This is a genomic window from Chryseotalea sp. (genome assembly GCF_057350905.1).
Genome location: NZ_JBMRCF010000008.1, coordinates 262525 through 285839 on the forward strand (window position 1 = coordinate 262525; position 23315 = coordinate 285839).

Consider the following 23315-nt stretch of genomic DNA (forward strand, 5'->3'; position numbering starts at 1 on the left):
ACAAACTTTCTAAAAAAATTACCACGGATCTGTTTTTTTATCGGGCAGATAGATGAAAGCAAAAAGTAAAAAGTAAAAGAAAGCAATACCCTTTTGAACACTTAATAAAGATTCTGTCAACATTACAAAAGCTACTAAAATATTAAACATTAGGAAAGTGTAGTTACTGGATTTTGCAGACACCCAAAACGAATAGGTTAAGAGAACTAAAAAAATCAATAGCTCTACTACACCATTTCTGGCAAGAAACTGGAGATATTGATTATGTGCATTAAACTCATTTTTTATGCCCTCTTCAAAACCAATTTTACTAAAACCATTGTTAATAAGCGTCTGTGCCTCCCCAGTACCCGCGCCTAATATTGGCGCCTCCTTTATGCCCTCTACGGTTCCACCCCAGATAGATAAACGTTGCTCAAATGCCTTAGAAACAGTAGAGCCGTAGTCTTCAAGCTGGAAAGGGAACTCACTCTCATCTAAGAGGAAAGTTAACATTGCCACTAGAAGAAAAGAGAATGCAACTATCCATCCCCGCTTTTTCAATACGATCACGGTATAAAATATTAAGAGAACAGGGAGTAGAACCAAGGCTATTTTTGAACGCATCAAAAAAACTAATGCTGTTCCCAGTACTATTAAGACAAAAAGGCTTGTGCGCTTCGTTCTGCTTAAAGTAATCCAGTGCAAGCGTAAAAATTCAAGGCTAAAAAAAATTGCAAAAATCATGTAAATAGCCAAATAAAGTGGCTGAATATAAATGTGTCGCTTGAAATCTATTGTTCCTTTGAAAATCCCAAAAAGAGTATTGAAGCCGTCAGTAAAAATAATATGGATGAATCCATAGAGTACTAAAGCCATACAGCTTATTATGAATGGGAAGATCAGATCATTGTATGAAATATTAGATTGTTTAGCATGATGAAAAACCAGCAGTAAAACTATAGGGTAAACACAACGCTCGAGGTCTTGCAGTGCCACATCAAAGCTACTAACGTGCACGCTACCTAGCACTTGTAAAGTGAACTGGGCAAGAACTAATATTGGTAAAATTTGAAGGCTTGGTTTCAAAAAAGGGCGGTTATGCACCATGTAAGTAAATCCAGCATAGAAAAAATACCCTATTATTGCCAAGTTGTGAAATTTAATAGGCCATGGAATTGTGAAAATAATTAGTGCCAATGGCGCTATAGATGTATTTGATAAAACCGATTCGCTACTAAAATTCTTCACAAGGAGGTTAGTTACAAGCAAAAGATAGAAAGAAAGTTTATTTAATTAAATATTTTGTCATTCTATATGCCTAGATTAAGTTACATTCTTCAAAACAATAACCGTAACTTTGATCAATCGAAACAGGGAATTTGAGTCAATTACAATATTAAACTCATAAAACTGAAAGTACAAGCTTGTAAATGAACATACTAATCAATGCAATAACAATTTCCAGAATTCTATTGGCTTTATCGGTATTTATCACTGATGTGCCAATTTGGATGCTGGGCATTACACTTTGGGCCGCTGTTTCAGACTTTTTAGATGGGTATTTAGCTAGAGCTTATAATCTTACATCAAAATTTGGCGCTCAACTTGATCAAATAGCAGATAAGATATTTCAGTTTTGTCTACTTTATTGGCTTTGGAGTCTAAGTGTAATCCATTTGACATTTGCAACGCTCTTTTTGGGTCGAGAAGTTGCTATTCTAGCACTCCGTCATTATAATCTATCGGTGTCACATTCTAACTTTCTAGGAAAAGTCAAAACTGCAGTGGCATATGTGTTTATTATTGTTGTCATTCTTGAGATGAATTTCAACCTTCTTAGCAATCACGTTTTTGATGGTACGGTTATACTATTTGAAGTTTCTTTAATAATTATGACCTACTACTCCTTAATACTATCGCTCAACCTCAAAAAGGAGATTAGTGAATGAAATTCTTTCTTGGCACATCTTTGTATACTGCTTATTTTTTAAGAAAAGCACCTGGAACATCCACATCTTTGGTGGTTTTTAGCATATTATATTTTGTGTCTGATATCAAAATTGAAATTAAACTATTGGCATTTGTTTTAGCCACAATTACGCATTTCTTTTGCTTTCCTTACTTTGTTAAAAAGCTTAAACTTGAAGATCCCTCGATATATACTTTGGATGAGACTTGTGCTGTTTTACTCATTAATTGTTTTGTTAATATTCATCAACATTTCATTGTTGCCTTTATCCTTTTCAGATTCTTTGATATTCTAAAACCGCTGGGTATAAAGAAAGTTGAGAAACTCCCAAATATTTCAGCTACAATTAGAAATTTAGGAGATGATATCATTGCAGCACTTTACACTATTATATTGATAATATTTTATGAAAATATCATGTAGATACGATCAATTATTAATCTATAGCTTTTTACAAGCAAATCTGATTAATATAATATTTATCGCAATACACCTAAGTGGAATGGTGGTGCTGAGACCAATAATTATTTATGACTATTTGCTTATCCCAATATTATTATCGTTCAGAATATCAAAGAATATTGTTTGGCTGTTTTGGCTCTGTGTTTTTACGGCTGATGTACTGAACCAAATATCATTGGTGTATCTTTTTAGTGTCCCAGAATTTATTGCCAATCTGGAGTTTTCATTTCTATATAATTTTTCGTTTCCCCATTACCTTACATTGTTTGGATTAATTATTTTTATTTACCTAAATAAGATCTTTATAAATCGCTTAGCAATTATCAGTGAGACTAAGAAAAGCACAACGATAATCACATACTTATCCATTTTAGTGATTGCTGTAAGTTTAGATCAGTTTAATACATGGGGTGTTAATGATGGAGTTGACAAAACCAAATTCACAAAACTTAATATTGGCGGCTCAGCCATGAAAACACTTTCTTCTACGATTGTTGATTTGATGTGGACCGTTGAGCGCCCCCTCTTAATAACAGAATCAATAACTTTCGAAACTTTTAGTAAAGATCAATCTGGAAATCAACTGTTAATCTTAGTAGAGTCATGGGGCCTACCTGTAAACCAGTCAATGTGGAAAATTATTCAAAAAGAATTATCTGATGAAGCGCTACACGAAGGGTGGCGAATAAATTTTGGTTCTAGTAAATTTACAGGCAGTACTACAGCTGCAGAATTGCGTGAGCTCTGTAATTTAAAGGGTGATTATAGATATCTACTAAATCCAAAAAAAGCTAAAGAGATTGAAACAATTTTTACTAACAAAAAACGCGCTGGGTACTTCACGCTGGCAGTTCATTCTTTTTCCGAAAAAATGTTTGAGCGATCGATTTGGTGGCCAAACATAGGCTTAGATTCAGTATTTTTTCTTGAAGATGCCTTAACTTTAAATAAAATTCAGCGAGACGGCTTAAATTATGCAACACCTTTTATCTCTCTAAATGATGAGGACTCTTTCTCATACATGCAGGAAATTGCTAATCATAAGCAAGGTAAAAAATTTGCATACTTGCTTACAGAAAACAGTCATTTACCATATCTTGAAAGACTGGAAGCTAAAAGAGATTCAATCAATATTGAATTTTACAAAAACTTAACACCGGAGGCAACAAATCAAATTTCTAGGATTTTACAGCTTCTTAAACACTTTATACGTAACTCAAATAATGAAACCTGGTCAAAAGTATTAGTGATTGGTGATCACATGCCGCCTTTTTCAAAAAAAATTGATAGAGACTTTTATTCAGATAAGTTTGTGCCTTACTTCATTCTTTCAAACTGAACTATGCAAAAAAAAAGTAGTCGCCTTACTAAACTAAAACGCTAAGTTAATGATTACTAGATCATAATAAATTACAATTTCTCAATCATATTTGTCTTCACATTCACTACGTCAAGATTCCTTATTACATCCAGCCTTCTGTTCCCAGAAATAAATGACAATGAATAATCTTTATTACGTCCTTCTCTAAATTTACTATCAACAAAAGCTGTTTGTACGTCAACAGCTTTTACTTTATTATTCAAAAGATCATTCCTAACAAAGTAGGCATTATTTCCTGCAGATGTGCAGCCCACCAATGTATAACCCTTCTTGTTAGCCGCGTAGTTTAAAGCTGGGAGAGAAGCCCCAAAAAAAAGATAAGAATAATGAGCCTTGCCGCGCATAAAATCTTTTCTGTAAGGTACAGATATGAATCGATCTTTTCCGAAGACTGCATTATATTCCATAATTATTATGGAAGGATTTAATCTTGAGAGGTTAATTTCGTCAAATATGAAATAATCATTTCCATCTAGATCAACACTCAATATCCCAATATCAGATAGACCAGTTTCACTTAGCAATGAGTTTATATTCTCCTTGTCTATAAAAACGGTCTTGTATGAAAGGTCATACTTCCAAAACCAACTACGGTTTCGCAGTCTATTCATAGCATCTGCCGAACCATCCATAACAAAGCCGCTCCAGTTATTATTCATCATTAAAAACCTTGAATTTGATTCTGCGAAATCCTCAACACCAAATTCAATAAAAACATTATTTTTAATTGCAACGTGCTTAACTAAATATTGGATAATACCATCATCACCCCACTGACTGAAAATTTTGAATTCATAGTCACTTAATTTCTCTAGGTTTAAGAGATTTTGCTGCTGGGAGAGCATTTGGCCTAGGGCTAAGAGTTCTGTTTCATCTCTAAAATGTCTTAAAGTTTGAAATAAATGACTTTTAAATCTTGTGATTTTTTGACTGATATTTTTAAATATTGCCATATACGAAACATTAAACTAAATTACTCTTAATAAAAATTCAAAACACCCCCTGTAAATACACTAAAGGGGTTTTAAATGCCTGTTTTGTTTATACCATTCAACCATTTTTTGTAAACCTTCTTTGGTGGTATAATCTGGTTTAAACTCTGTACCAAATATTTTTTTTGCTGAGTGAAGGGTTTGAGTGCTGAGTTTTCTAATCCTTGCGCTAGATATTGATAGATTTTTACCGGTCACGAAAATGAATAAATCAAATGGGAGCCCCATCATAATTGCCAAAGGTCTTGGAAGACTTAGCCTTATCTTTGTTTGTAACCCTTCGGAAATTATTTCTGCAATTTCCCTTGAAGTGAGTTGAGGCTCGTCAGCATAATTGAAAATTGTAATTCCTGGTTTAAGTACCTGTGACTGAAAAAGAGTTGCTTTAACCAAATTTTCAACATACGCAATGGACTTTATATTATCAGCCTTTCCAATATGAAAATATAAACCAGAATCTATCTGGCGTATTAGCTTAAACATATTTGCCACGTTATTGGCTCCAAAAACTAGAGCAGGTCGAATTATAAGAATCTTTCTCGAAGGATCCTCAATTATCCATTTATAGAGAACTTTCTCACCCGCAAGTTTAGACTTTCCATAAGAAGAATCAGGAATTGGCTCCTGCTCTTCATTTGAAACTTCATCGCTACTACCATAAACAGCAACTGAGGAATAAAATACAATCTCCTTTATACCATATTTTGTTGCAACATCACAAATCACCTGCGTACCAGCTTCGTTTGTGTCAAAATATTCTTCATGCCCAATTCCAAAATCATGATGTTTTGCTGCAAGAGAAATAATCCTTGTTACATTCCTGCCAGCAATTGCTTTATCAACATCTTCAAATTTACGAATATCTCCCTTTATGAATTCAGAACTGTTTGGGAACAGTGGTTCATTCAAATCAAGGTTTATCACATTTTTATTATCAAGTTTATTGTGGAAATGGCTTCCAATAAATCCTGATCCCCCGGTAAGTAATGTTCTCATAAAATCGATTTTTACGTCTTCCTTTTTACACTTAATGTTCTAAAAAAGAATAGACTGCTTAGCAATTTAGTATGGATTAATTAACTTTCTCTTCTTCATTAAGAAATATATCTTGAATCCAGCCATCAATAGAGTATTTTTCATATATGGATTCGCTCAACTGGCATTGAGTTCTTTGCAGAAATGCAAGATCAAGTTTAGGCTTATCTCTGTCAATTAGTAAAATATTGTCAGGATGATAGAAATCGTAGTTCAGAATGTCGGCATTTGTAGTTATTAATTTACGCCTTGCACCTAGAACCTCAATAGTTCTCATAGTAAGACCCTTTTGGTTAGGATGTTGAATATCAATTACAATTTTACTACTAGAAATATAATCAACTACTTCTCTTTTACTGAGTGGTGAAAATTGAAAGTCTGCTCTTTTTGAATTCCAAAAAGATCTGTCCATGAAAAACTTTGCGTAGAAAAGAAGTTTACTTGGAAAATACATGTAAAAAAAACTTGTTAGTCCAGTGGCCTCATGTCGAATTTTGCTTAGAATTTTGAATCGATCGCTATGAATGGTGCCAATAAATAATAAATCAAAATTTCTTTTATGATCTAGATCTATTTGCCTGTAATCATTCAAAAAAAAGAGAGGCCTGTATTTAAGTTCGAATTGTTCAATTTTACAATCATCCTTGTCAAACGAAAATCTTGAATCAAAGAGTGGAATCAGTTCGGTAATTGATTTGCTTTTATTTCTGAAAGAATCCCACATATACAAGAGGAATTGGGCTCCTCGTTGTAAATCTTTAAGTTTTACAAGCAAGTCTTTTGTTATCGTTTCAGGACTAATGAACAAAATAAAGTCATAGTGATTAGACTTTGTCCTCTCGAATATATCTAAATAATAGGTCTCTATTTTTTTTGCCAATAATTTATTATTTATCCTAATCAACACCTTAGCAATAAATGAATTTGAGGGACGCTGATCAAAATAATCAACTATTGCACCCATTTTACTTAGCTTTTCCTTTATCTCTACTTCATAGCCAAAAAACTTAGCAGAAATAAGGAGTATGCGTTTATTTTCTAATTGATTCATATTTCTCAGTGTTTTGCAAATTTTGTTTTATGAATAATGAGCTGAAAAGTGAATAAAAGATAATGCCGTGGTGTCTAACTAGTAAATTTTCTGGAAAGAGCCAAATGATAAGTGCAACTAGAAAAGCTAAGAATATTAAATTACCATTCTTTAAAGAATCAACTATATGGAATATGAGCATAAACAAAAATAAAATCAACCCTAATACTCCACATGAAATACCAATGTTTAGGTACTCATTATGAGTATTAAATGTAATCTCTTTATAAACATTGGTATCAAATTGTTCATAACATTTATTGAGTTCATCCTGGACATCACCTAAACCAACACCAAAAAGCCAGTTGTCCTGATAAATTTGTAACACACACTGATAAATTCCTACTCGTATATTCAAGGAGTTTGTTGCTAATCCAACTGGTGGCTTTAATTCAGTTGCATTATACTCATCTATAAATCTTGACTTAAGAAAGGAAACATTAAAAATAGCAATCAGGAATAACACGGTGACTGCCGAAAAGGTTAATAGCTTAATAGTTCTGCCTTTTATATAGAATAAGATAAGTACTACTAATGATGCGAAAAAGCCAAGTATGGCGATCTTTGAGGAAAGTAAAACTGAAGAAATTACCAAAAACGTAATAATAAGCAGATATATAACATTTGTAACACTAAATTCTAGTCTTTTCAAAAGCTTAGTAATCAAAAACAGTGCAGCAAATAAAAACCAAATTGAAGCATAGGTAGGATGAGTGGGCGCATATTCTAAATTCAATATTACATCTCTAAATGGTAAATCATAAAATTGAGCGGGTCTAAACTCTGTATATAAGCCAGCACTATAGAATTCGCAATGCAGGTAAAAAAGATAAATTAAACATCCAGAAAGGAATGCATAAAGAATCCTATTAAATAATTGATTTGAGATTTTATCTGTGAAAAAAAAAAGGGTTAAGGGGAAAATTAGAATAGGCAGTGTTCGTATTATTAGTGACAAGCCTGCATTAGTATTACTAGAGTAGGTTAAGCTAAATACCATTGCGAAATAAAATCCTAGTGTGATAAAGAAGTATTTTAACCTAATAACATTAAAAGGGTTTATTCCATGTCTGTCCGAAACGAACCAGTTATATATAGATAAAATTGAAAAGAGAATAAGAAGTGTTGTTGTCACTCCTGATTTATAGACAGGAAATCCTGCAATAAGAATAAGGAGCAGATTTGAAAGCTCTCTTAACCTTAGCGACTCTTTAACCCAAGTTGTTAATTTTTGCATTTTAAAACCTATAAAATATTTTAATCTATAACATTTACAGTCAACTTTGATTTACTCAATTTATCAGATTCTGTTTTTGATAATACATACAATATAACAAACACTGCAAACCCTAACATTGTATAATGACCTTGTCTTAATAGTCTTGTAAAGAATAATACCAAAATTCCATTGTTAATCATCCAATATTCGACTTGAAAATACTCGGACCGCTTCAGATTAATTGAAATTCGATTCTTAACCAAAAATAAACCTAATAAAAAGAGTCCCAAAAGCCCAACCTCTGATATTAGTCTGAGAAGCATACTGTTAGCATCCTTCTTATTCATTTCATATTTTTTTCGCACATCACCCTTGGGTATAACCTCAGTTATGTAAGTGTCATAGTTTGATTCATAAGTACCCAAACCTGTGCCAACCATAGGATTATCAATAAAGGACGCAACGGTTACTCTAAAATTGGTGAATAATGCATAGGTGCTTAGGTTAGCTTTATTTATATCGTCTTTTGTTATCTGATTATCAAAGAAAAGCTTTGCAGAGTCATCGATTCTGGGCTTGACCTGTGGTATAGAATAAAACATCCAACTAGTTAGTACAACAACAGCAAAGAGTATAGTCGCTATATGTGGTTTTCTGAAAATCGGGTATTTCGCATTAATAACTATTATAAGGCAAATTAATAGGCCAACTAAACCAACAGAAGAAAGAGAAAGTATTAGGACTGAAATAATAAAAACGGCCTTACCTCTGGAGATTATATTTGTAATGCTAAACAGGCGTGCTACACAAACAAAAATTACAGGCATAAATGCGTACGCCAAAAAGGATGGCTCCTGAAACCAAGATTGAATTTTCCAGTTGTACATCCTGAAGGTGAACATATCAAATCCGAGATAAGAAAAATCAGCCCCATATTTAAAACCTATAACTAGGGAAATCATCTGTACGGCCCCAACAACAGAGGCTATAAAAATTAAGTCAATGTAATCAAGAAATAGTTTTCTTATATCGAATCGGTAAGCATTAATTAATAGAAAAGCAAAGATTAAATTAAAGAAGATCAATACTGACTGTTTTACGAATGGGACATAACCTCCACCTTTAATAATAGGGATCGAAGCCAGTAAGAAAAATAATGTTACTATTTGAATAAAGGTTTCAGCGCTAAGTTTTACTTTTCTGTAATAGGTTATATAAAATAAAACAAACAATGTGTATAACAAATACTGAACCCTGAAATCAAATCCTACATCAATTGGTACATAGACATTATCTAACAAAATAAAGAATAGACCTATCTTATTAATCACTGACGATTCTGCACTTATATTTTGGATGGTGCTATTCACTGGTAAAGTAACTTTAGTTTATTTCGTTCCATATAGTTTCATAAAATGAAACGAGAGAGGCTGTAGATGCGTCCCAGTTAAACCGTAATGAGTTTTCTATTCCTTTTTGGATTACTGAATTTCTATACAAAGTGTCCTCAAGGTCAATGATAGCCTTTGAAAAATCCACGGCATCTAATGAGTCTATCAAAATTCCGGCATCGCCTGCTATCTCTGGTATGGAGCTGGCGTTAAAAGCAACAATAGGGCAACCACAACGCATAGCTTCTATAACTGGTATGCCAAATCCTTCATAAGACGATGGATATAATAGACAAAAAGCACAATTATAAAGTAAATTTAGTGTCTCATTGCTGGGATTAGGTATGAGGGTTACCTTATTGGACATCTGTTTTAATAAATCACTCTCCTCTTCAGAAAATTCTTCACCCACAACGACTAATTGATATTGGGGAAGCTTTTTCATAACAGATATTGCGAAGCTAAAATTTTTGTAGTGTCCTCTTCGACCAACAAATAAGATAAACTTTCCTAAATGTTCGTATTTAGATACACTGTGCGTAAGTTGTTTAAAATCATTTGCTATACCCAAATGAATCGTCTTAATTGATTTTATACCTACTTCAGGGTAAAATTTTAGCAAATCCCTTTTAGTATTTTCAGAAACACAAATAATTGCATCTGCTTTTTTAATAGCAACTTTCTTTCTAAAGGCATGTACCATTCTTTTCACGCCCTTAAAAAAAAGTTCAGGCATAAAGTCGTGAATCGTTACAATGTTAATTGCATTTTTTTCCCTAGAAATTCTGTAATAACTGGAATGGAATATATATTTTGTGCCAAGTCTTTTTGTAAATGGTAAAAATGATAAGATCTTAGCACTATAGTTTTCTTTAATTGTTGAATGCTTTAAGTTCTTTTGAATGTCAGTGTAGAAGATGTTGTTGAATTCATTTTTGGGTTCACAGTAATTAATATCTAAGGGCATTTTGTCAACCCTTATTATATTCTCTGACCAATAAACAGATCCACCACCGGATTTCTGTAAATAAAAAATAATGTTATCAAGTATCAGCTTCATACTTTTCCCAACGCTTTGTTTCGAAGTTAAACTTTTTAATTACCTTAGCAGGGCTACCAACGGCAATGCAGAATGGAGGAACATCTCGTGAAACTACACTCATCGCACCGATAACAGATCCTTTGCCTATAGTTACTCCCTGAAGAACTGTTACAAACTCGCCCAACCAAACATTATCCTCAATTACAACTGGTTTAGAATTAAGCTTTCTTTCAGAAGGGGCTTCAAGTGGAGAAGATTGTTGAGCGCCATTATAATCACCATGATTTGAATCAGATATGAATATCTTACTTGCTATCAGCACATTGTTACCAATAGTAACGGACTCTATTGCAACAATGTGCACAAAATCGTTTATCTGAACATTGTTACCAAACTTAAGTAGCTTTCTTGTGTCTCCTTTATTTGATGGGTGTGCCTCTATTCTGCAATGAGGCCCTGTGGTTAATTCCGTTCCAAAATCTATGTTATTGGAGTTTCTTATGTCCACCGGAAGCCTGATTAACCTTGCTTTAGGGTAGAACAAAATCGTATAAATTTTACTCCTTATAAGTTTAAGTAACCCCCAAAACCCATATCTTCTATATAAGTCGAACATTTTAATCGCTTTAACCAATTTAAAATTAATGGAATTTGATTTCTTACTTAAATAATCCTTTTTGTTTCATCTCATTAAGTGATTCTTCGTATTTCCCTTGCTTTACTTCTTGTGTGTTTACCCAAGTAGTAAAAAGTTTTATTCCTTCATCAAATGAATACTTTGGACTAAAATTCAAATACTTATTAATTTTTGACAAATCTGCGAAGTTATGACGAATATCTCCTAACCTGTAATTACCAGAAACTTTTATGGGTACATTTATACCATAATATTTAACTAAAGTATTGGCCACAGTAAGAACATCCGTTGGCACCCCAGTGCCTACATTAAAAACGTTTCCATTAGCAGCATCACTAACAATTCCCTGATAAGTTGCTTCGATCACATCATCTATGAATACAAAATCTCTGCTTTCTTTACCATCTTCAAAAATATTTATTTCCTTTTCATTCTTAATTAAGGACGAAAATATAGATAGTATACCTGTGTACGGATTTGTTAAAGACTGACCAGGGCCGTACACATTTTGATATCTAAATGCTACAGGGGCAATATTGATAGTTGGACATACAGTCATAATCATTTGCTCCTGATTCTGTTTAGTGATACCATAAACTGAAGAGGGATGAATTTTAGACTCTTCATCAGTGGCGATCAATTCTAGCGGAGTCTTACACCCAGGATACTTTACTTCGAAGTCACCTCTTTTCATATCAGTATCTGCTCTATGCTCTGGATAAACAAATGAGTTAAGATCTTTGGAATAGTATCGGCCTTCTCCATAAATTGATCTTGAAGATGCAATTATCATCTTCTTTACAGAGTGTTTTGTGTTTGTCAGTATGTCCAACAATAGTGCTGTTCCTCCAATATTAACTTCAGTATAATGTCTAATCTTATACATTGATTGTCCTGTTCCGGTTTCAGCAGCCAGATGAACAATCACATCTTGTTCTTGTATCGCTAACTCCAGATCAGCTTGATTAGTGACTGAACCCTTAATAAATCTCACTTTATTCTTAATTGCATTATATAGAGGTGAGCTAGTTTCTGGATCTTGACCATGTATTTGCGGTGAAAGATTATCTAGTACTGTTACAGTATAATTTTTATCGATTAGTAGTTTAGCTAGGGATGAACCTATGAACCCAGCTCCTCCTGTAATTAAAATTTTCTTCATGGTTTAAAGTTTATGTCGGTTTTTTTTAATAATGTTTTTAGATCTTTGCTAAGTAAAAATAATGCCCCGAAAGAAAACAGTGTACTCCACAACAACAGCCTTATAATGTTAGCGTTGAGCCCTGTTTCGCTTACTGAGTTAAAAGTGTGGTTATAGCAATACACTATAACAACAGCCATTAGAATCAGGGCCACATATCTTAATGGGAGATTTTCGGGAAATTTAATGTCATACTGTCTATGAAACCTGGTAATCATAATCACAGAGCTTATCACTAAGCCCAATATCCAACCGATGATTACCCCAATGCCCTCAAAATAATAGCCAAGTACAAAACCGAAGATTGCATTAGTGATACAAAGATAAAAATTGTAAAAGACAATACTATTCAAATCCCCGTTTGCAACATAAGAATAGTAAGCAGGGCCAGTAAGCAAATTAATGCATGAGGCTAAAGCTAATAATACAGTTAAGTCCAGAAATAATTGGTCAACTTTGTCTATGAATAAAATTGAAAGCGTTGGACCTGATATTGACAAGAACGTCATACTAATAACTGCAGCAATAAAAATATAAGTAAAAGTTCTCTTATAAAAAATCAACCCTTCCTCTGATTTCAAGCCTATCTTTACAATGACAGGGGTAAGGCTTTGATTTGCATTTACTATAACCGCCCTTAGTTGCGAGGCTATTCTACTTGCTATTTCGTAGTAACCAGTAAACTCCAATCCACTAAATCTGGTAATCAGGATTTTTGTTAACGGATCGTTTATCATTCCTATTAAAGAAGAGAATTGAAATTTTAAACCATATGAGAATATATCTTTAAAAATAGATTGATTCCACCTCCATTGAAGGGGGTTATGTGGTAAGAAGGTCATCACCATTATGGTGCACGAAGCCAATAAAAATATGGACTGATAAACTTGGGCAAGGGCTACTCCCAATAAACCATGTATCGGCACAAGGAAGTAGGTAAGTAGCAGAAATAAAACAGAGGACAAAGCAAAAATAATATTTCTAACATAGTTTTTTTGTACGCCATCTAGAGTTGAAGCGTATACTCCAGCCATGGCATTAACTATTAAACAACCAATTGAGTACGGTAATATTTCAAGTGCCTGATCAATATATTTTGCATCAATTACAAGATTTAAAAGAAAGGTTGAAAAGAAAAAGATAAAAACCCCTATTGCCGTAAACAAAATAAGAAGGATAAGGAATGCTGTAAAAATCAAATCTTTCACTTTCTCATTATCAATTTCTTCAGAGTAAAGTGCAACAAATCTGACTACGGAGGTTGATATACCCACATTGGCAAGATTGGCCATAGATGTAGTTGAGAGTACTACAGACCAAACACCGAGTACTTCAACACCCAGACTTAGAATTAAAAACTTGTATAGAAGAAAGTAAACTAAACCCGTTATAACAACCTGGGCAGCACTGCTTACAACATTAACGGATATAGTTTTCTTTTTCAAGTTTCACAAATTAGCAGAGAAATGAGAAGTACTATTATACTATTGGGATTTTAAAAGGAGTAGATACCATTTTACAGTCTTTATTATACCGCTCTCAAAATTTTCTTCAGCAAGCCAATTTAATTCTTTTTCAATTTTTGTTGCATCTATTGCGTAGCGCCTGTCATGACCTGCCCTGTCTTTAACAAAGCTGATTTGTTCTTTGTAGGATCTTTTATCAGTTCTTGGTTTTTCTTTATCAAGTATTTCACAAATAGCTGATACAATTTGATTATTGGTTCTTTCGTTTCTTCCACCGATATTATATGTTTCTCCTTTATTACCCTTATGAAAAACCAGGTCAATTCCTTTACCATGATCAAGAACATATAACCAATCTCTTACATTTTTTCCATCGCCATAAATGGGAATTGGTTCACCTGCTAATGCTTTACGTATAATTGTAGGGATCAATTTCTCCCTATGTTGCTTTGGTCCATAATTGTTGGAACAGTTAGTGGTGACAACGTTTAGACCATATGTATGAAAATAACTTCTTACCAACATGTCACTAGATGCTTTTGAAGCAGAGTAAGGACTGTTAGGGGCATAAGGTGTGTGTTCCGTAAACAAACCTGTTTCTCCTAAGGTACCATATACTTCATCTGTAGAAACATGCAAGAATCTACTTGATTCGTATCCATCATTAACTCGAAATGGCTCTATCATCCATTTCTTTCTGGCGACATCTAATAAGGTAAAAGTTCCAAAAACATTTGTCCTGACAAATGCCTCAGGTCCTGAAATTGAATTGTCTACATGCGATTCAGCTGCAAAGTGAATGACCCCTGTAAAATTGTATTTATCAAATAACGACTCCACTAAAGCTCTGTCACAAATGTCTCCTTTCACAAAAGTATAACGTGGATGTGCTTCTACCTCTGCCAGATTCTTAAGATCGCCTGCATAAGTAAGAAGATCAAGATTTACTACATGGTAGTCCTCATATTTACTAATGAAATAAGGAACGAAATTTGAGCCAATAAATCCAGCTCCACCTGTCACTAATATTGTTTTCATTTAGTTAATTCTTTTAAAGTCTTAGAGAGGCTAACCCGCCAATGAGGAATATCAAGTTTAAAGGTTTGTTTTATTTTAGATTTATCCAGCACTGAAAAGGTCGGCCTTTTGGCGGGAGTAGGGTAAGCTACGCTCGGTATAGCATTTACTTTGCAATTAATACCCGCTAACTCAAATATAGCCGTTGCAAAATCATACCAGGATGTTACTCCTTCATTTGTATAATGATAAATCCCCGGAGTATCATTTCCTTTCTCAATATTTTCTATAACTGCCAAAATAGCTATACCCAAATCCCGGGCATTTGTGGGGCTGCCTATTTGATCCACAACTACATTAAGCTGGTCTGTTTGCTTACCAATATTAAGCATTGTTTTAACGAAATTTTTTCCAAAAACAGAATAAACCCATGCTGTTCTGAAAATGTAAGCATTGGAAAGCAACTCTTGTATTCGCTTTTCCCCGGCCAACTTTGTTCTTCCGTATACCGACAATGGGTTCGGGTTTGCGTTTTCATTTATAGGTGTGTTCGACTCACCGTCAAAAACATAATCCGTAGAAATGTGGATGAGTCGTGCATTATTTTTCTTGCAAAATTTTGCAAGAAAAAAGGGCGCCAATTCATTAACATTTTTAGATAGCTCTTGTTCCGTCTCTGCCAAGTCAACGGCTGTATAGGCCGCACAATTAATTATATAATCAATTTTAAATTGAGTCAAGTATTGATTAAGCTTCTCCTCATCTGAAATATCAACTTCGTCTTTGTCAATAAAAAGAAATGAAAGTGAGGTATAGTTAGAGGCAATTGAGGAAATCTCACTACCTAACTGACCTTTGCTACCTGTAACTAAAACCGCGGGCTTTCTCAAAACTGATAATTTAAATTAGTAAGAAAGGGTAACTCTAAATCCTTTGTGGAGATGATAAGCTGATCTTTGGGAAGCCCCCAATCAATATTCAATTCAGGATCGTTGAAGTGCAATCCTCCTTCAGCTGATTTATTGTAATAATTATCACATTTGTAAAGCACCGAGGCGTTTTCAGACAAAACGATGAAAGCGTGAGCAAAACCAATTGGCACTAATAATTGCTTTTGATTTTCACCTGAAAGTTCAACCATATACACTTTCTTGTAGGTAGGTTGGTTTGCACGCAGATCAACGACAACATCCAGTATGGTACCAGCAAGGGCTCTTACCAACTTGGTTTGTCCGTATGGATTTTTTTGAAAATGCAGTCCTCTTAATACACCTTTTCGTGAGTAGGACTGGTTATCCTGAACAAAATTTAGATTAACGCCAAGATTCTCTAGTGTCTGTTTATTATAAGACTCCATGAAGTAACCTCTCTCATCGGTAAAGATGGAAGGCTCTAGTAATAACAAATCTTGAAATCCAGTTTGTGTTATCTTCATTGTTATTTAATTAGCATCTTTTCGTTTGCCACCTTTACTAAATATTGACCATATTGGTTTTTAAGTAAGGGCTTTGCAAGGTCGAGTAATTTATCTTTAGAAATATACCCTTTTCTAAAAGCTATCTCTTCAAGACAAGCAATTTTAAGACCTTGTCGTTCTTCTATCGATTCAACAAAATTCGATGCTTGTAACATAGAATGGTGAGTCCCTGTATCCAGCCATGCCATACCTCTTCCCAATAATTTAACCTGAAGCGAACCCTCTTCTAAGTAAAGTTTATTTAAATCTGTGATTTCCAGCTCTCCCCTCGGTGAGGGCTTTACTTGCTTAGCTTTTTTAACAACGGAGTTATCATAGAAATAAAGACCGGTTACCGCATAGTTTGATTTAGGTTGTTTAGGCTTTTCTTCGATGGAGAGCACCTTACCTTTATCATCAAATTCAGCAACGCCATAACGCTCAGGATCATTTACATAATAACCAAAAACGATAGCACCCTCTTTTAATTTGCTGGATTCCTCCAATAATGTCGAGAAATTGTAACCATAAAAAATGTTATCACCCAGCACCAGGCAGCAAGAATCATTGCCAATGAATTCCTCTCCCAACAAAAAGGCCTGAGCAAGTCCATCGGGTGAGGGCTGCACTTTATAACTCAATTTTAAACCTAAGTCAGCACCATCTCCTAACAATGTTTGGAACGACCCGATATCTGTAGGTGTTGAGATGATCAAAATCTCCTTAATATCTGCCAACATCAAAACCGATAGAGGGTAATAAATCATTGGTTTATCGTAAATCGGTAAAATTTGCTTGGAAACTGCCTTGGTTAATGGATAAAGTCTTGTGCCTGATCCACCTGCTAAAATTATGCCCTTCATCTTGCAAAGATAGTTGGTTTAATTATTTACACTGAAATTTATATCACTTATTGTGAGCATTCATGAATCCTCTTAGTGCGCATAATTTCTAATCTTTTGCACTAATTCTATTGAAGGTCTGGCCTCCTCAAGATCAAAACCTTGACCTGCCAGAATTTGCTCGTAGCTACGGGTATGTAAGTCTGTAAAGCCATCGCTGAATTCAATTTCTTCGCCTTCCATTACTAGTGACCTGTAAGTTCTCTTACCCTTTGTTTTTAACTCATCTGGTACATTTTCATAATTAATGCTGAGATGCCAATGTACATGGGCACGCTCTAATTCAAGATAGCCTACACCCGTATCATTGCTCAGTTTACTTACTTCTATATTTTTTACGTTTCCAAAAACCCAGATAAGCATATCAAAAAAATGTATCCCTATATTCGTAGCAATACCACCTGATTTTGAAATATCGCCCTTCCAACTGGTGTGGTACCAATGCCCTCTGGATGTTACGTAGTTCAATTTCACATTATAAATCTTATCCTTTGGTCCATTCGCTATGCGTTCGCGTAATGCGATAATGGCCGGATGAAGTCTTAATTGTAAAATGGTATAAACTTTTTTTCCTGTCTCTTTTTCAATCTCAGCCAGCGCATCTACATTCCAGGGATTTAGCACCAATGGCTTTTCACAAATCGCATGTGCACTGTTTTTCAAAGCAAATCGAATATGTGAATCATGCAGATAATTTGGCGAACAGATACTTACATAATCAACTCCGTTACCTTGTCTTCTTAATTTGTCTAAGTGCCTATCAAATCGCTCATACTCTGTAAAAAAATCTGCTTCTGGAAAGTATGAATCCATAATACCCACGGTGTCGGATTTATCCAAAGCTGCCACCAACAGGTTACCAGTGTCTCTTATGGCTTGAAGATGTCTGGGGGCGATGTAACCGGCAGCGCCTATCAATGCAAATTTTTTCATTTTACTATTTTCTTTACTTGGCCAGCTTCTAACTTATAACGTTCACCACTTTCTTCACAAGTAGCTTCTCCGTTTTTATCGAATCTCAATTTAGTGCCGTATTCACTCATCCAACCAATTTGCTTAGCGGGATTTCCAACCACCAGTGCATAATCAGGAACATTTTTAGTTACTACGGCTCCCGCACCAATAAAAGCAAAACTCCCAATGTCATGGCCGCATACAATAGTGGCGTTAGCACCAATTGAGGCCCCCCTTTTTACTATTGTTTTTGCATACTGACCTCTTCTGTTGATGGCACTGCGTGGGTTTATCACATTTGTAAACACCATAGAAGGCCCCAGAAAAACATCATCTTCACAAATTACACCGGTGTAAATGGAAACATTGTTTTGAACCTTTACGTTATTACCCAGTACAACTTCTGGTGAAATGACTACATTTTGTCCAATATTACAATTCATGCCAATCTTGCAATTGGGCATGATGTGAGAAAAATGCCAGATCTTTGTACCTGATCCTATTTCACAACCTTCGTCTATTACTGCAGTTGCATGTGCTTCAAAAGGCTTGGTCTCCATTAGCTAAAAAATTCCTTAATGCTATTCGCTATATAATTTAGTTGCTCCTCTTTCATTTCTGTATGAATTGGTAGGGAGAGTACTTCTTTTGAGAGGGACTCGGTAAGTGGAAATGAACCTACTCCAAACCCTTCCTTCTTATAGGCTTTCTGCAAATGCAAAGGTATAGGATAGTAGATCATGGTGGGCACACCTTTGTCCTCCAGGTGTTTTTTTAAAAAGTCACGCTTGCCATCGCTAATCTTCAGTGTATATTGATGAAATACATGTGTTGAGTTTTTTACTCTTACAGGGGTTTGTAATCCCCTAATATTCTTTAATTGTTCGCAATAGAAATCAGCAGCTTTATTTCTTGCCTCAGTATACTGATCTAAGTACTGGAGTTTAACCTTAAGTACGGCTGCCTGCAGGGTATCCAGGCGACTGTTAACCCCGATAATGTCGTGTTGGTATTTTATGCTTTGTCCATGATTAGCAATCATCCTAATTTTTTTTGCAAGCTGCTCATCACGTGTGAATAAAGCTCCTCCATCTCCATAGCAACCAAGATTTTTAGAGGGAAAAAATGATGTTGTGCCAATGGTGCCCATTGTACCTGCATGTGCTTGTTTTCCATTACTGAAAGTATATACTGCTCCCAAGGCCTGAGCTACATCTTCAATAACATCCAACTGGTGTTGCTCGGCTATATTTAATAGAGGCTCCATATCTGCACACTGACCATAAAGGTGCACCGGTACAATGGCTTTGGTGCGAGGTGTTATTTTATTTTCAACTTGAGCTACATCAATGTTAAAGGTATCCCCGTTTACTTCTGTAAACACTGGCGTTAAACCCAATAACGCAATCACTTCAGCTGTGGCCACATAGGTGTGGACAGGTAAAATAACTTCATCGCCCGGTTTATAGTCCAGTGCCATCATCGCTATTTGCAAGGCATCTGTCCCGTTGGCGCATGGTATAACATGTTCAACGGCATTGTACTTTGCCAATAGTTGAGCAAACTGCTGTACCTGCTCTCCCTGAATAAAAGCAGCGCTATTTAATACTTCTTGAATAGCCTGATCAATTTCTTCTTTTATACGCTGGTATTGCGTATGCAAATCGACCATTACAATTTTATTCATGTGTTTCTCGTAGCTCTATTTCTTATTTTATACATGCGGGAAATTATTCTAACGTTATTTCCGAAAATCAAAGATTTATACTCTGATTATTTATTAAGATTCATGATTAGTTTTTTTACTCTTTCTAAAATTGACTTCCCATTGCCAGGCATGTTGCAAAGCGTCTCTCAGGCTATATTTAGGTCTCCACTTAAGTTTTTCAAATGCCAAGGTTGGATCTGCATATACCTTCTCAACATCACCTGGTCTACGTTCGCCAAATGTATAGTTGATCTCTGTTCCATTCACACTTTCAAAAGTTTGAATAACCTCAAGTACTGAGCAACCAATGCCTGTGCCAACATTAAAAAAATGAAGGCCATGATTTTCATTTGGGCCAATAAACTCAAGTGCTTTAACATGAGCGTCAGCAAGGTCCGAGACGTGTATATAATCTCTTACACAGGTTTTGTCTGGTGTATTATAGTCATTGCCAAAGATTGTTAGTGCGCCTCTTACACCCGCTGCCGATTGCGTAATAAATGGCACTAAATTATTGGGTGTCCCTAAAGGCAGTTCGCCAATTAACCCGGAAGGATGTGCCCCAATGGGATTGAAATAGCGTAGTGATACAGCATTGATGCCCAGAGCCACTACATCTTCTAATATTCGCTCGCACATTTGTTTGGTTGCACCGTAGGGGGAGTTAGCTGGCTTGGTTGGCGACTGCTCAGTAACAGGTACACTATCAGGTTCTCCGTAAACTGTGCATGAAGAAGAAAAAATCAGATTTTTTACTCCCGCCTTTTGCATAACGCGAAGGAGTGTCGTTAACGAGAATAAATTATTCTCATAATAATCAAGTGGCTTCGCTACTGATTCTCCTACGGCTTTATATGCAGCAAAGTGAATGACTGCATCTATTTTGTTTTCAGCAAAAACCATATTTAAATCATTTTCATTAGTACAGTCGACCTGATAAAATGGCACTTCTATTCCGGTAATTTCTTTTATAGCTAACAATAATGTTCTATCACTGCGCGACAAATTATCGATGATGATAACTTTGTGGCCTGCTTTTAATAGCTCAACAACTGTATGCGAACCAATGTAGCCTGCTCCACCGGTTACGGCAATTACTGAATCAGGTTTTTTCATAATCTTCCAGCTATTTCTTCGCCCTTCCAAACACCCTTTACATCAAAGAGTACTGCGTTGGCCTGCTTAAAATTACTTAAGTCTATGTTAAGAAAATCATGATGAGAAACGGCTAACACAATCGCGTGATACTTCTTTGATAGCTTCTCGACAAGCTGTAATCCGTATTCATGCCTGACTTCAGCGGCATCTGCCTGCGGATCGTAAACATCTACATTTGTACCGAAACTCTTCAACTCATTAATTACATCTACTACTTTACTGTTTCTGATATCGGGGCAGTTTTCCTTAAAAGTTATACCTAGCACAAGGATATCCGCATTGTATATTGGTAGTTTATGTTGCGCCATTAGTTTTATAACCCTTGATGCAATATGCGCTCCCATGTTGTCATTAATCCTGCGGCCAGCTAAGATAACTTCTGGATGATAACCCAGACTTTCTGCTTTATAGGTAAGGTAATAGGGGTCGACACCAATACAGTGTCCACCTACCAAGCCTGGTTTGAAGGGTAGAAAATTCCACTTAGTCCCTGCCGCTTCTAATACTTCACTAGTATCAATGCCTATTCGCTCAAAAATCATCGATAATTCATTAACAAAAGCAATATTGATGTCTCGTTGTGAGTTCTCTATTACTTTAGCCGCCTCAGCCACTTTTATCGATGAGGCTTTGTGTGTTCCTGCTACAATGATTTTTCGGTAAAGTGCATCAACCTCCTCTGCCACTTCAGGTGTGCTACCGCTGGTTACTTTTTTTATCGATGTTACTCTATGCAGTTTATCTCCTGGATTAATACGCTCTGGTGAGTAGCCACAAAAGAAATCAACATTGAATTTTAACCCACTTACTTTTTCAAGTACTGGCACACAAACCTCTTCCGTACAGCCCGGATAAACAGTAGATTCGTAAATAACGATATCCCCCTTCTTTAAAACAGCACCTACTGTTTTGCTGGCGCTTACAAGTGGTGATAAATCAGGTTTTTTATATTCGTCAACAGGTGTTGGAACAGTTACTACGAAATATTGCACTGATTTGAGATCTTCTGCATTAGAAGAATAGCTAAGTTTTGATGAGGCCTTTAATTCTACAACATCAACTTCAAGTGTTCGATCATGACCACTTTTAAGTTCATCAATACGTTGTGTATTTATATCAAAGCCGAGCGTTTCAATTACCTTTCCAAACTCTACTGCTAAGGGCAACCCCACATATCCTAGCCCAATGATTCCAATTTTCTTCACAATACACTATTTAATTTTATAATACTGCTTATACCAATCAATGAAATTACTAATGCCTTGTTTGATCGAAGTATCCGGTTTAAAATCAACTGCATCCATTAAAGCTTGAACGTCAGCATAGGTCTCTGGCACATCCCCTTCCTGGAGGGGAAGTAGATTTTTCAAGGCTTTTATACCAAGCTTATCCTCTATGGCTTCAACAAAGGCCATTAACTCCACTGGTTGATTATTGCCTATGTTGTAAATCCTGTAAGGTGCAAAGCTCGATGCCGGATCTGGCGTAAACCCATCCCAGTTTTTATCAGGTACCGGGATGGTTGGGATAAGCCTGGCTATCCCCTCTACAATGTCATCTACATAGGTAAAGTCGCGCTTCATTTTACCATAATTGTAAATATCGATTGGTTTACCTTCCAGTATAGCCTTTGTAAAGATGAACAATGCCATATCTGGTCTTCCATAAGGGCCGTAGACTGTAAAGAAGCGCAGACCTGTAGTTGGAAGATTATACAGCGCAGAATAAGTATGGGCCATTAACTCATTCGACTTCTTGGATGCAGCATATAAAGAAATGGGATGATCTACATTATTATGAACAGAGAAGGGCATCTTCTTATTAGCACCATAAACGGAGCTTGATGAAGCATACACCAAATGTTTAATCTTATTATGCCTGCAGGCTTCCAGGATATTTAAGAAGCCGTGAAGATTGCTTTCTAAATAAGCATGTGGGTTAGTCAATGAATAGCGAACACCAGCTTGTGCGGCCAGATTCACCACAAAGTCAAACGCATGTTTAGTAAAAAGTTCGTTGAGTTTAGCACGGTCTGTAAGGTCTCCTTCTACAAAATGAAAACTGGGAATGGACTGTAAAATTGCTAAACGACTCCGCTTAAGGTTGACATCGTAATAGTCGTTAAGGTTATCATACCCCACCACATGGTAGCCCAATAAAGTCAATTTTTGAGTGAGGTGGAAACCAATAAAACCTGCTGCACCTGTTACTAAAACCCTATTTTGAATCTTCATATTAAAAATTGTGCAAAAT

The 23315-nt window shown here is 35.5% G+C and carries 23 protein-coding genes; 3 read left to right on the forward strand and 20 right to left on the reverse strand.

Features of this window, described 5'->3' with window-relative positions:
• Positions 1-18 precede the first annotated feature (18 nt).
• Entirely contained in the window at positions 19-858 is an 840-nt protein-coding gene (locus ACO1XM_RS09545; protein WP_486228264.1) for an O-antigen ligase family protein, read from the reverse strand.
• A gap of 554 nt (positions 859-1412) precedes the next feature.
• Here ACO1XM_RS09545 and ACO1XM_RS09550 point away from each other — a divergent pair.
• The 3 genes from ACO1XM_RS09550 to ACO1XM_RS09560 are packed head-to-tail and all read left to right on the forward strand — an operon-like array spanning position 1413 to position 3752.
• Complete coding sequence (locus ACO1XM_RS09550; protein ID WP_486228266.1) at positions 1413-1931, forward strand: CDP-alcohol phosphatidyltransferase family protein; 519 nt, start codon at positions 1413-1415, stop codon at positions 1929-1931.
• Entirely contained in the window at positions 1928-2374 is a 447-nt protein-coding gene (locus tag ACO1XM_RS09555; RefSeq protein WP_486228268.1) for a phosphatidylglycerophosphatase A, read from the forward strand. Before ACO1XM_RS09550 ends, ACO1XM_RS09555 begins: the two co-directional genes overlap by 4 nt.
• Positions 2358-3752, forward strand: coding sequence for a sulfatase-like hydrolase/transferase (locus tag ACO1XM_RS09560; protein WP_486228270.1), 1395 nt, complete (start codon positions 2358-2360; stop codon positions 3750-3752). The genes ACO1XM_RS09555 and ACO1XM_RS09560 overlap by 17 nt, the downstream gene beginning before the upstream one ends.
• 71 nt (positions 3753-3823) lie before the next feature.
• Here the strand turns inward: ACO1XM_RS09560 and ACO1XM_RS09565 are convergent, their stop codons facing one another.
• The 19 genes from ACO1XM_RS09565 to ACO1XM_RS09655 form a co-directional block, all read right to left on the reverse strand.
• Positions 3824-4747: an FkbM family methyltransferase gene (locus ACO1XM_RS09565; RefSeq protein ID WP_486228272.1), complete on the reverse strand. Its 924-nt coding sequence runs from the start codon at positions 4745-4747 to the stop codon at positions 3824-3826.
• A gap of 60 nt (positions 4748-4807) precedes the next feature.
• Entirely contained in the window at positions 4808-5782 is a 975-nt protein-coding gene (locus ACO1XM_RS09570; protein ID WP_486228274.1) for an NAD-dependent epimerase/dehydratase family protein, read from the reverse strand.
• A gap of 76 nt (positions 5783-5858) precedes the next feature.
• Positions 5859-6872 carry a WaaS/CpsH family glycosyltransferase gene (locus ACO1XM_RS09575; RefSeq protein ID WP_486228276.1) on the reverse strand — a complete coding sequence of 338 codons (1014 nt, stop codon included), beginning with the start codon at positions 6870-6872 and terminating at the stop codon, positions 5859-5861.
• Positions 6853-8148: an O-antigen ligase family protein gene (locus ACO1XM_RS09580; RefSeq protein WP_486228278.1), complete on the reverse strand. Its 1296-nt coding sequence runs from the start codon at positions 8146-8148 to the stop codon at positions 6853-6855. The genes ACO1XM_RS09575 and ACO1XM_RS09580 overlap by 20 nt, the downstream gene beginning before the upstream one ends.
• A 20-nt stretch (positions 8149-8168) precedes the next feature.
• A complete protein-coding gene (locus ACO1XM_RS09585; protein WP_486228280.1) occupies positions 8169-9500 on the reverse strand; it encodes an O-antigen ligase family protein in 1332 nt (443 codons plus the stop codon).
• Positions 9501-9513: 13 nt separating this feature from the next.
• Positions 9514-10581, reverse strand: coding sequence for a glycosyltransferase family 4 protein (locus ACO1XM_RS09590; protein WP_486228282.1), 1068 nt, complete (start codon positions 10579-10581; stop codon positions 9514-9516).
• Positions 10565-11179 carry a DapH/DapD/GlmU-related protein gene (locus ACO1XM_RS09595; RefSeq protein ID WP_486228284.1) on the reverse strand — a complete coding sequence of 205 codons (615 nt, stop codon included), beginning with the start codon at positions 11177-11179 and terminating at the stop codon, positions 10565-10567. The genes ACO1XM_RS09590 and ACO1XM_RS09595 overlap by 17 nt, the downstream gene beginning before the upstream one ends.
• Before the next feature lie 43 nt (positions 11180-11222).
• Positions 11223-12362: an NAD-dependent epimerase/dehydratase family protein gene (locus tag ACO1XM_RS09600; protein WP_486228286.1), complete on the reverse strand. Its 1140-nt coding sequence runs from the start codon at positions 12360-12362 to the stop codon at positions 11223-11225.
• A complete protein-coding gene (locus tag ACO1XM_RS09605) occupies positions 12359-13846 on the reverse strand; it encodes a lipopolysaccharide biosynthesis protein (RefSeq protein WP_486228288.1) in 1488 nt (495 codons plus the stop codon). Before ACO1XM_RS09605 ends, ACO1XM_RS09600 begins: the two co-directional genes overlap by 4 nt.
• Before the next feature lie 39 nt (positions 13847-13885).
• The gene (gene rfbB / locus ACO1XM_RS09610; RefSeq protein WP_486228290.1) at positions 13886-14905 is read right to left on the reverse strand and encodes a dTDP-glucose 4,6-dehydratase; all 1020 of its coding nucleotides are present in this window, start codon (positions 14903-14905) and stop codon (positions 13886-13888) included.
• Positions 14902-15774 (reverse strand): dTDP-4-dehydrorhamnose reductase, encoded by an 873-nt coding sequence (rfbD, locus tag ACO1XM_RS09615; RefSeq protein WP_486228292.1) that lies wholly within the window; start codon positions 15772-15774, stop codon positions 14902-14904. The genes rfbB and rfbD overlap by 4 nt, the downstream gene beginning before the upstream one ends.
• The gene (gene rfbC, locus ACO1XM_RS09620; RefSeq protein ID WP_486228294.1) at positions 15771-16319 is read right to left on the reverse strand and encodes a dTDP-4-dehydrorhamnose 3,5-epimerase; all 549 of its coding nucleotides are present in this window, start codon (positions 16317-16319) and stop codon (positions 15771-15773) included. Before rfbC ends, rfbD begins: the two co-directional genes overlap by 4 nt.
• Positions 16320-16321: 2 nt before the next feature.
• Complete coding sequence (gene rfbA, locus ACO1XM_RS09625; RefSeq protein ID WP_486228296.1) at positions 16322-17203, reverse strand: glucose-1-phosphate thymidylyltransferase RfbA; 882 nt, start codon at positions 17201-17203, stop codon at positions 16322-16324.
• Between the two features lie 72 nt (positions 17204-17275).
• Positions 17276-18175, reverse strand: a complete 900-nt coding sequence (locus tag ACO1XM_RS09630) for a Gfo/Idh/MocA family oxidoreductase (protein ID WP_486228297.1) — start codon at positions 18173-18175, stop codon at positions 17276-17278.
• Positions 18172-18756 (reverse strand): acyltransferase, encoded by a 585-nt coding sequence (locus tag ACO1XM_RS09635; RefSeq protein WP_486228300.1) that lies wholly within the window; start codon positions 18754-18756, stop codon positions 18172-18174. Before ACO1XM_RS09635 ends, ACO1XM_RS09630 begins: the two co-directional genes overlap by 4 nt.
• Complete coding sequence (locus ACO1XM_RS09640; protein ID WP_486228302.1) at positions 18756-19883, reverse strand: DegT/DnrJ/EryC1/StrS family aminotransferase; 1128 nt, start codon at positions 19881-19883, stop codon at positions 18756-18758. The genes ACO1XM_RS09635 and ACO1XM_RS09640 overlap by 1 nt, the downstream gene beginning before the upstream one ends.
• Positions 19884-19976: 93 nt before the next feature.
• Positions 19977-21020 (reverse strand): UDP-glucose 4-epimerase GalE, encoded by a 1044-nt coding sequence (gene galE / locus ACO1XM_RS09645; RefSeq protein WP_486228304.1) that lies wholly within the window; start codon positions 21018-21020, stop codon positions 19977-19979.
• Positions 21017-22270 (reverse strand): nucleotide sugar dehydrogenase, encoded by a 1254-nt coding sequence (locus ACO1XM_RS09650; RefSeq protein WP_486229534.1) that lies wholly within the window; start codon positions 22268-22270, stop codon positions 21017-21019. The genes galE and ACO1XM_RS09650 overlap by 4 nt, the downstream gene beginning before the upstream one ends.
• Before the next feature lie 3 nt (positions 22271-22273).
• On the reverse strand, positions 22274-23296 hold the full coding sequence (locus ACO1XM_RS09655) for an NAD-dependent epimerase (RefSeq protein WP_486228306.1): 1023 nt from the start codon (positions 23294-23296) through the stop codon (positions 22274-22276).
• Positions 23297-23315: the final 19 nt, after the last annotated feature.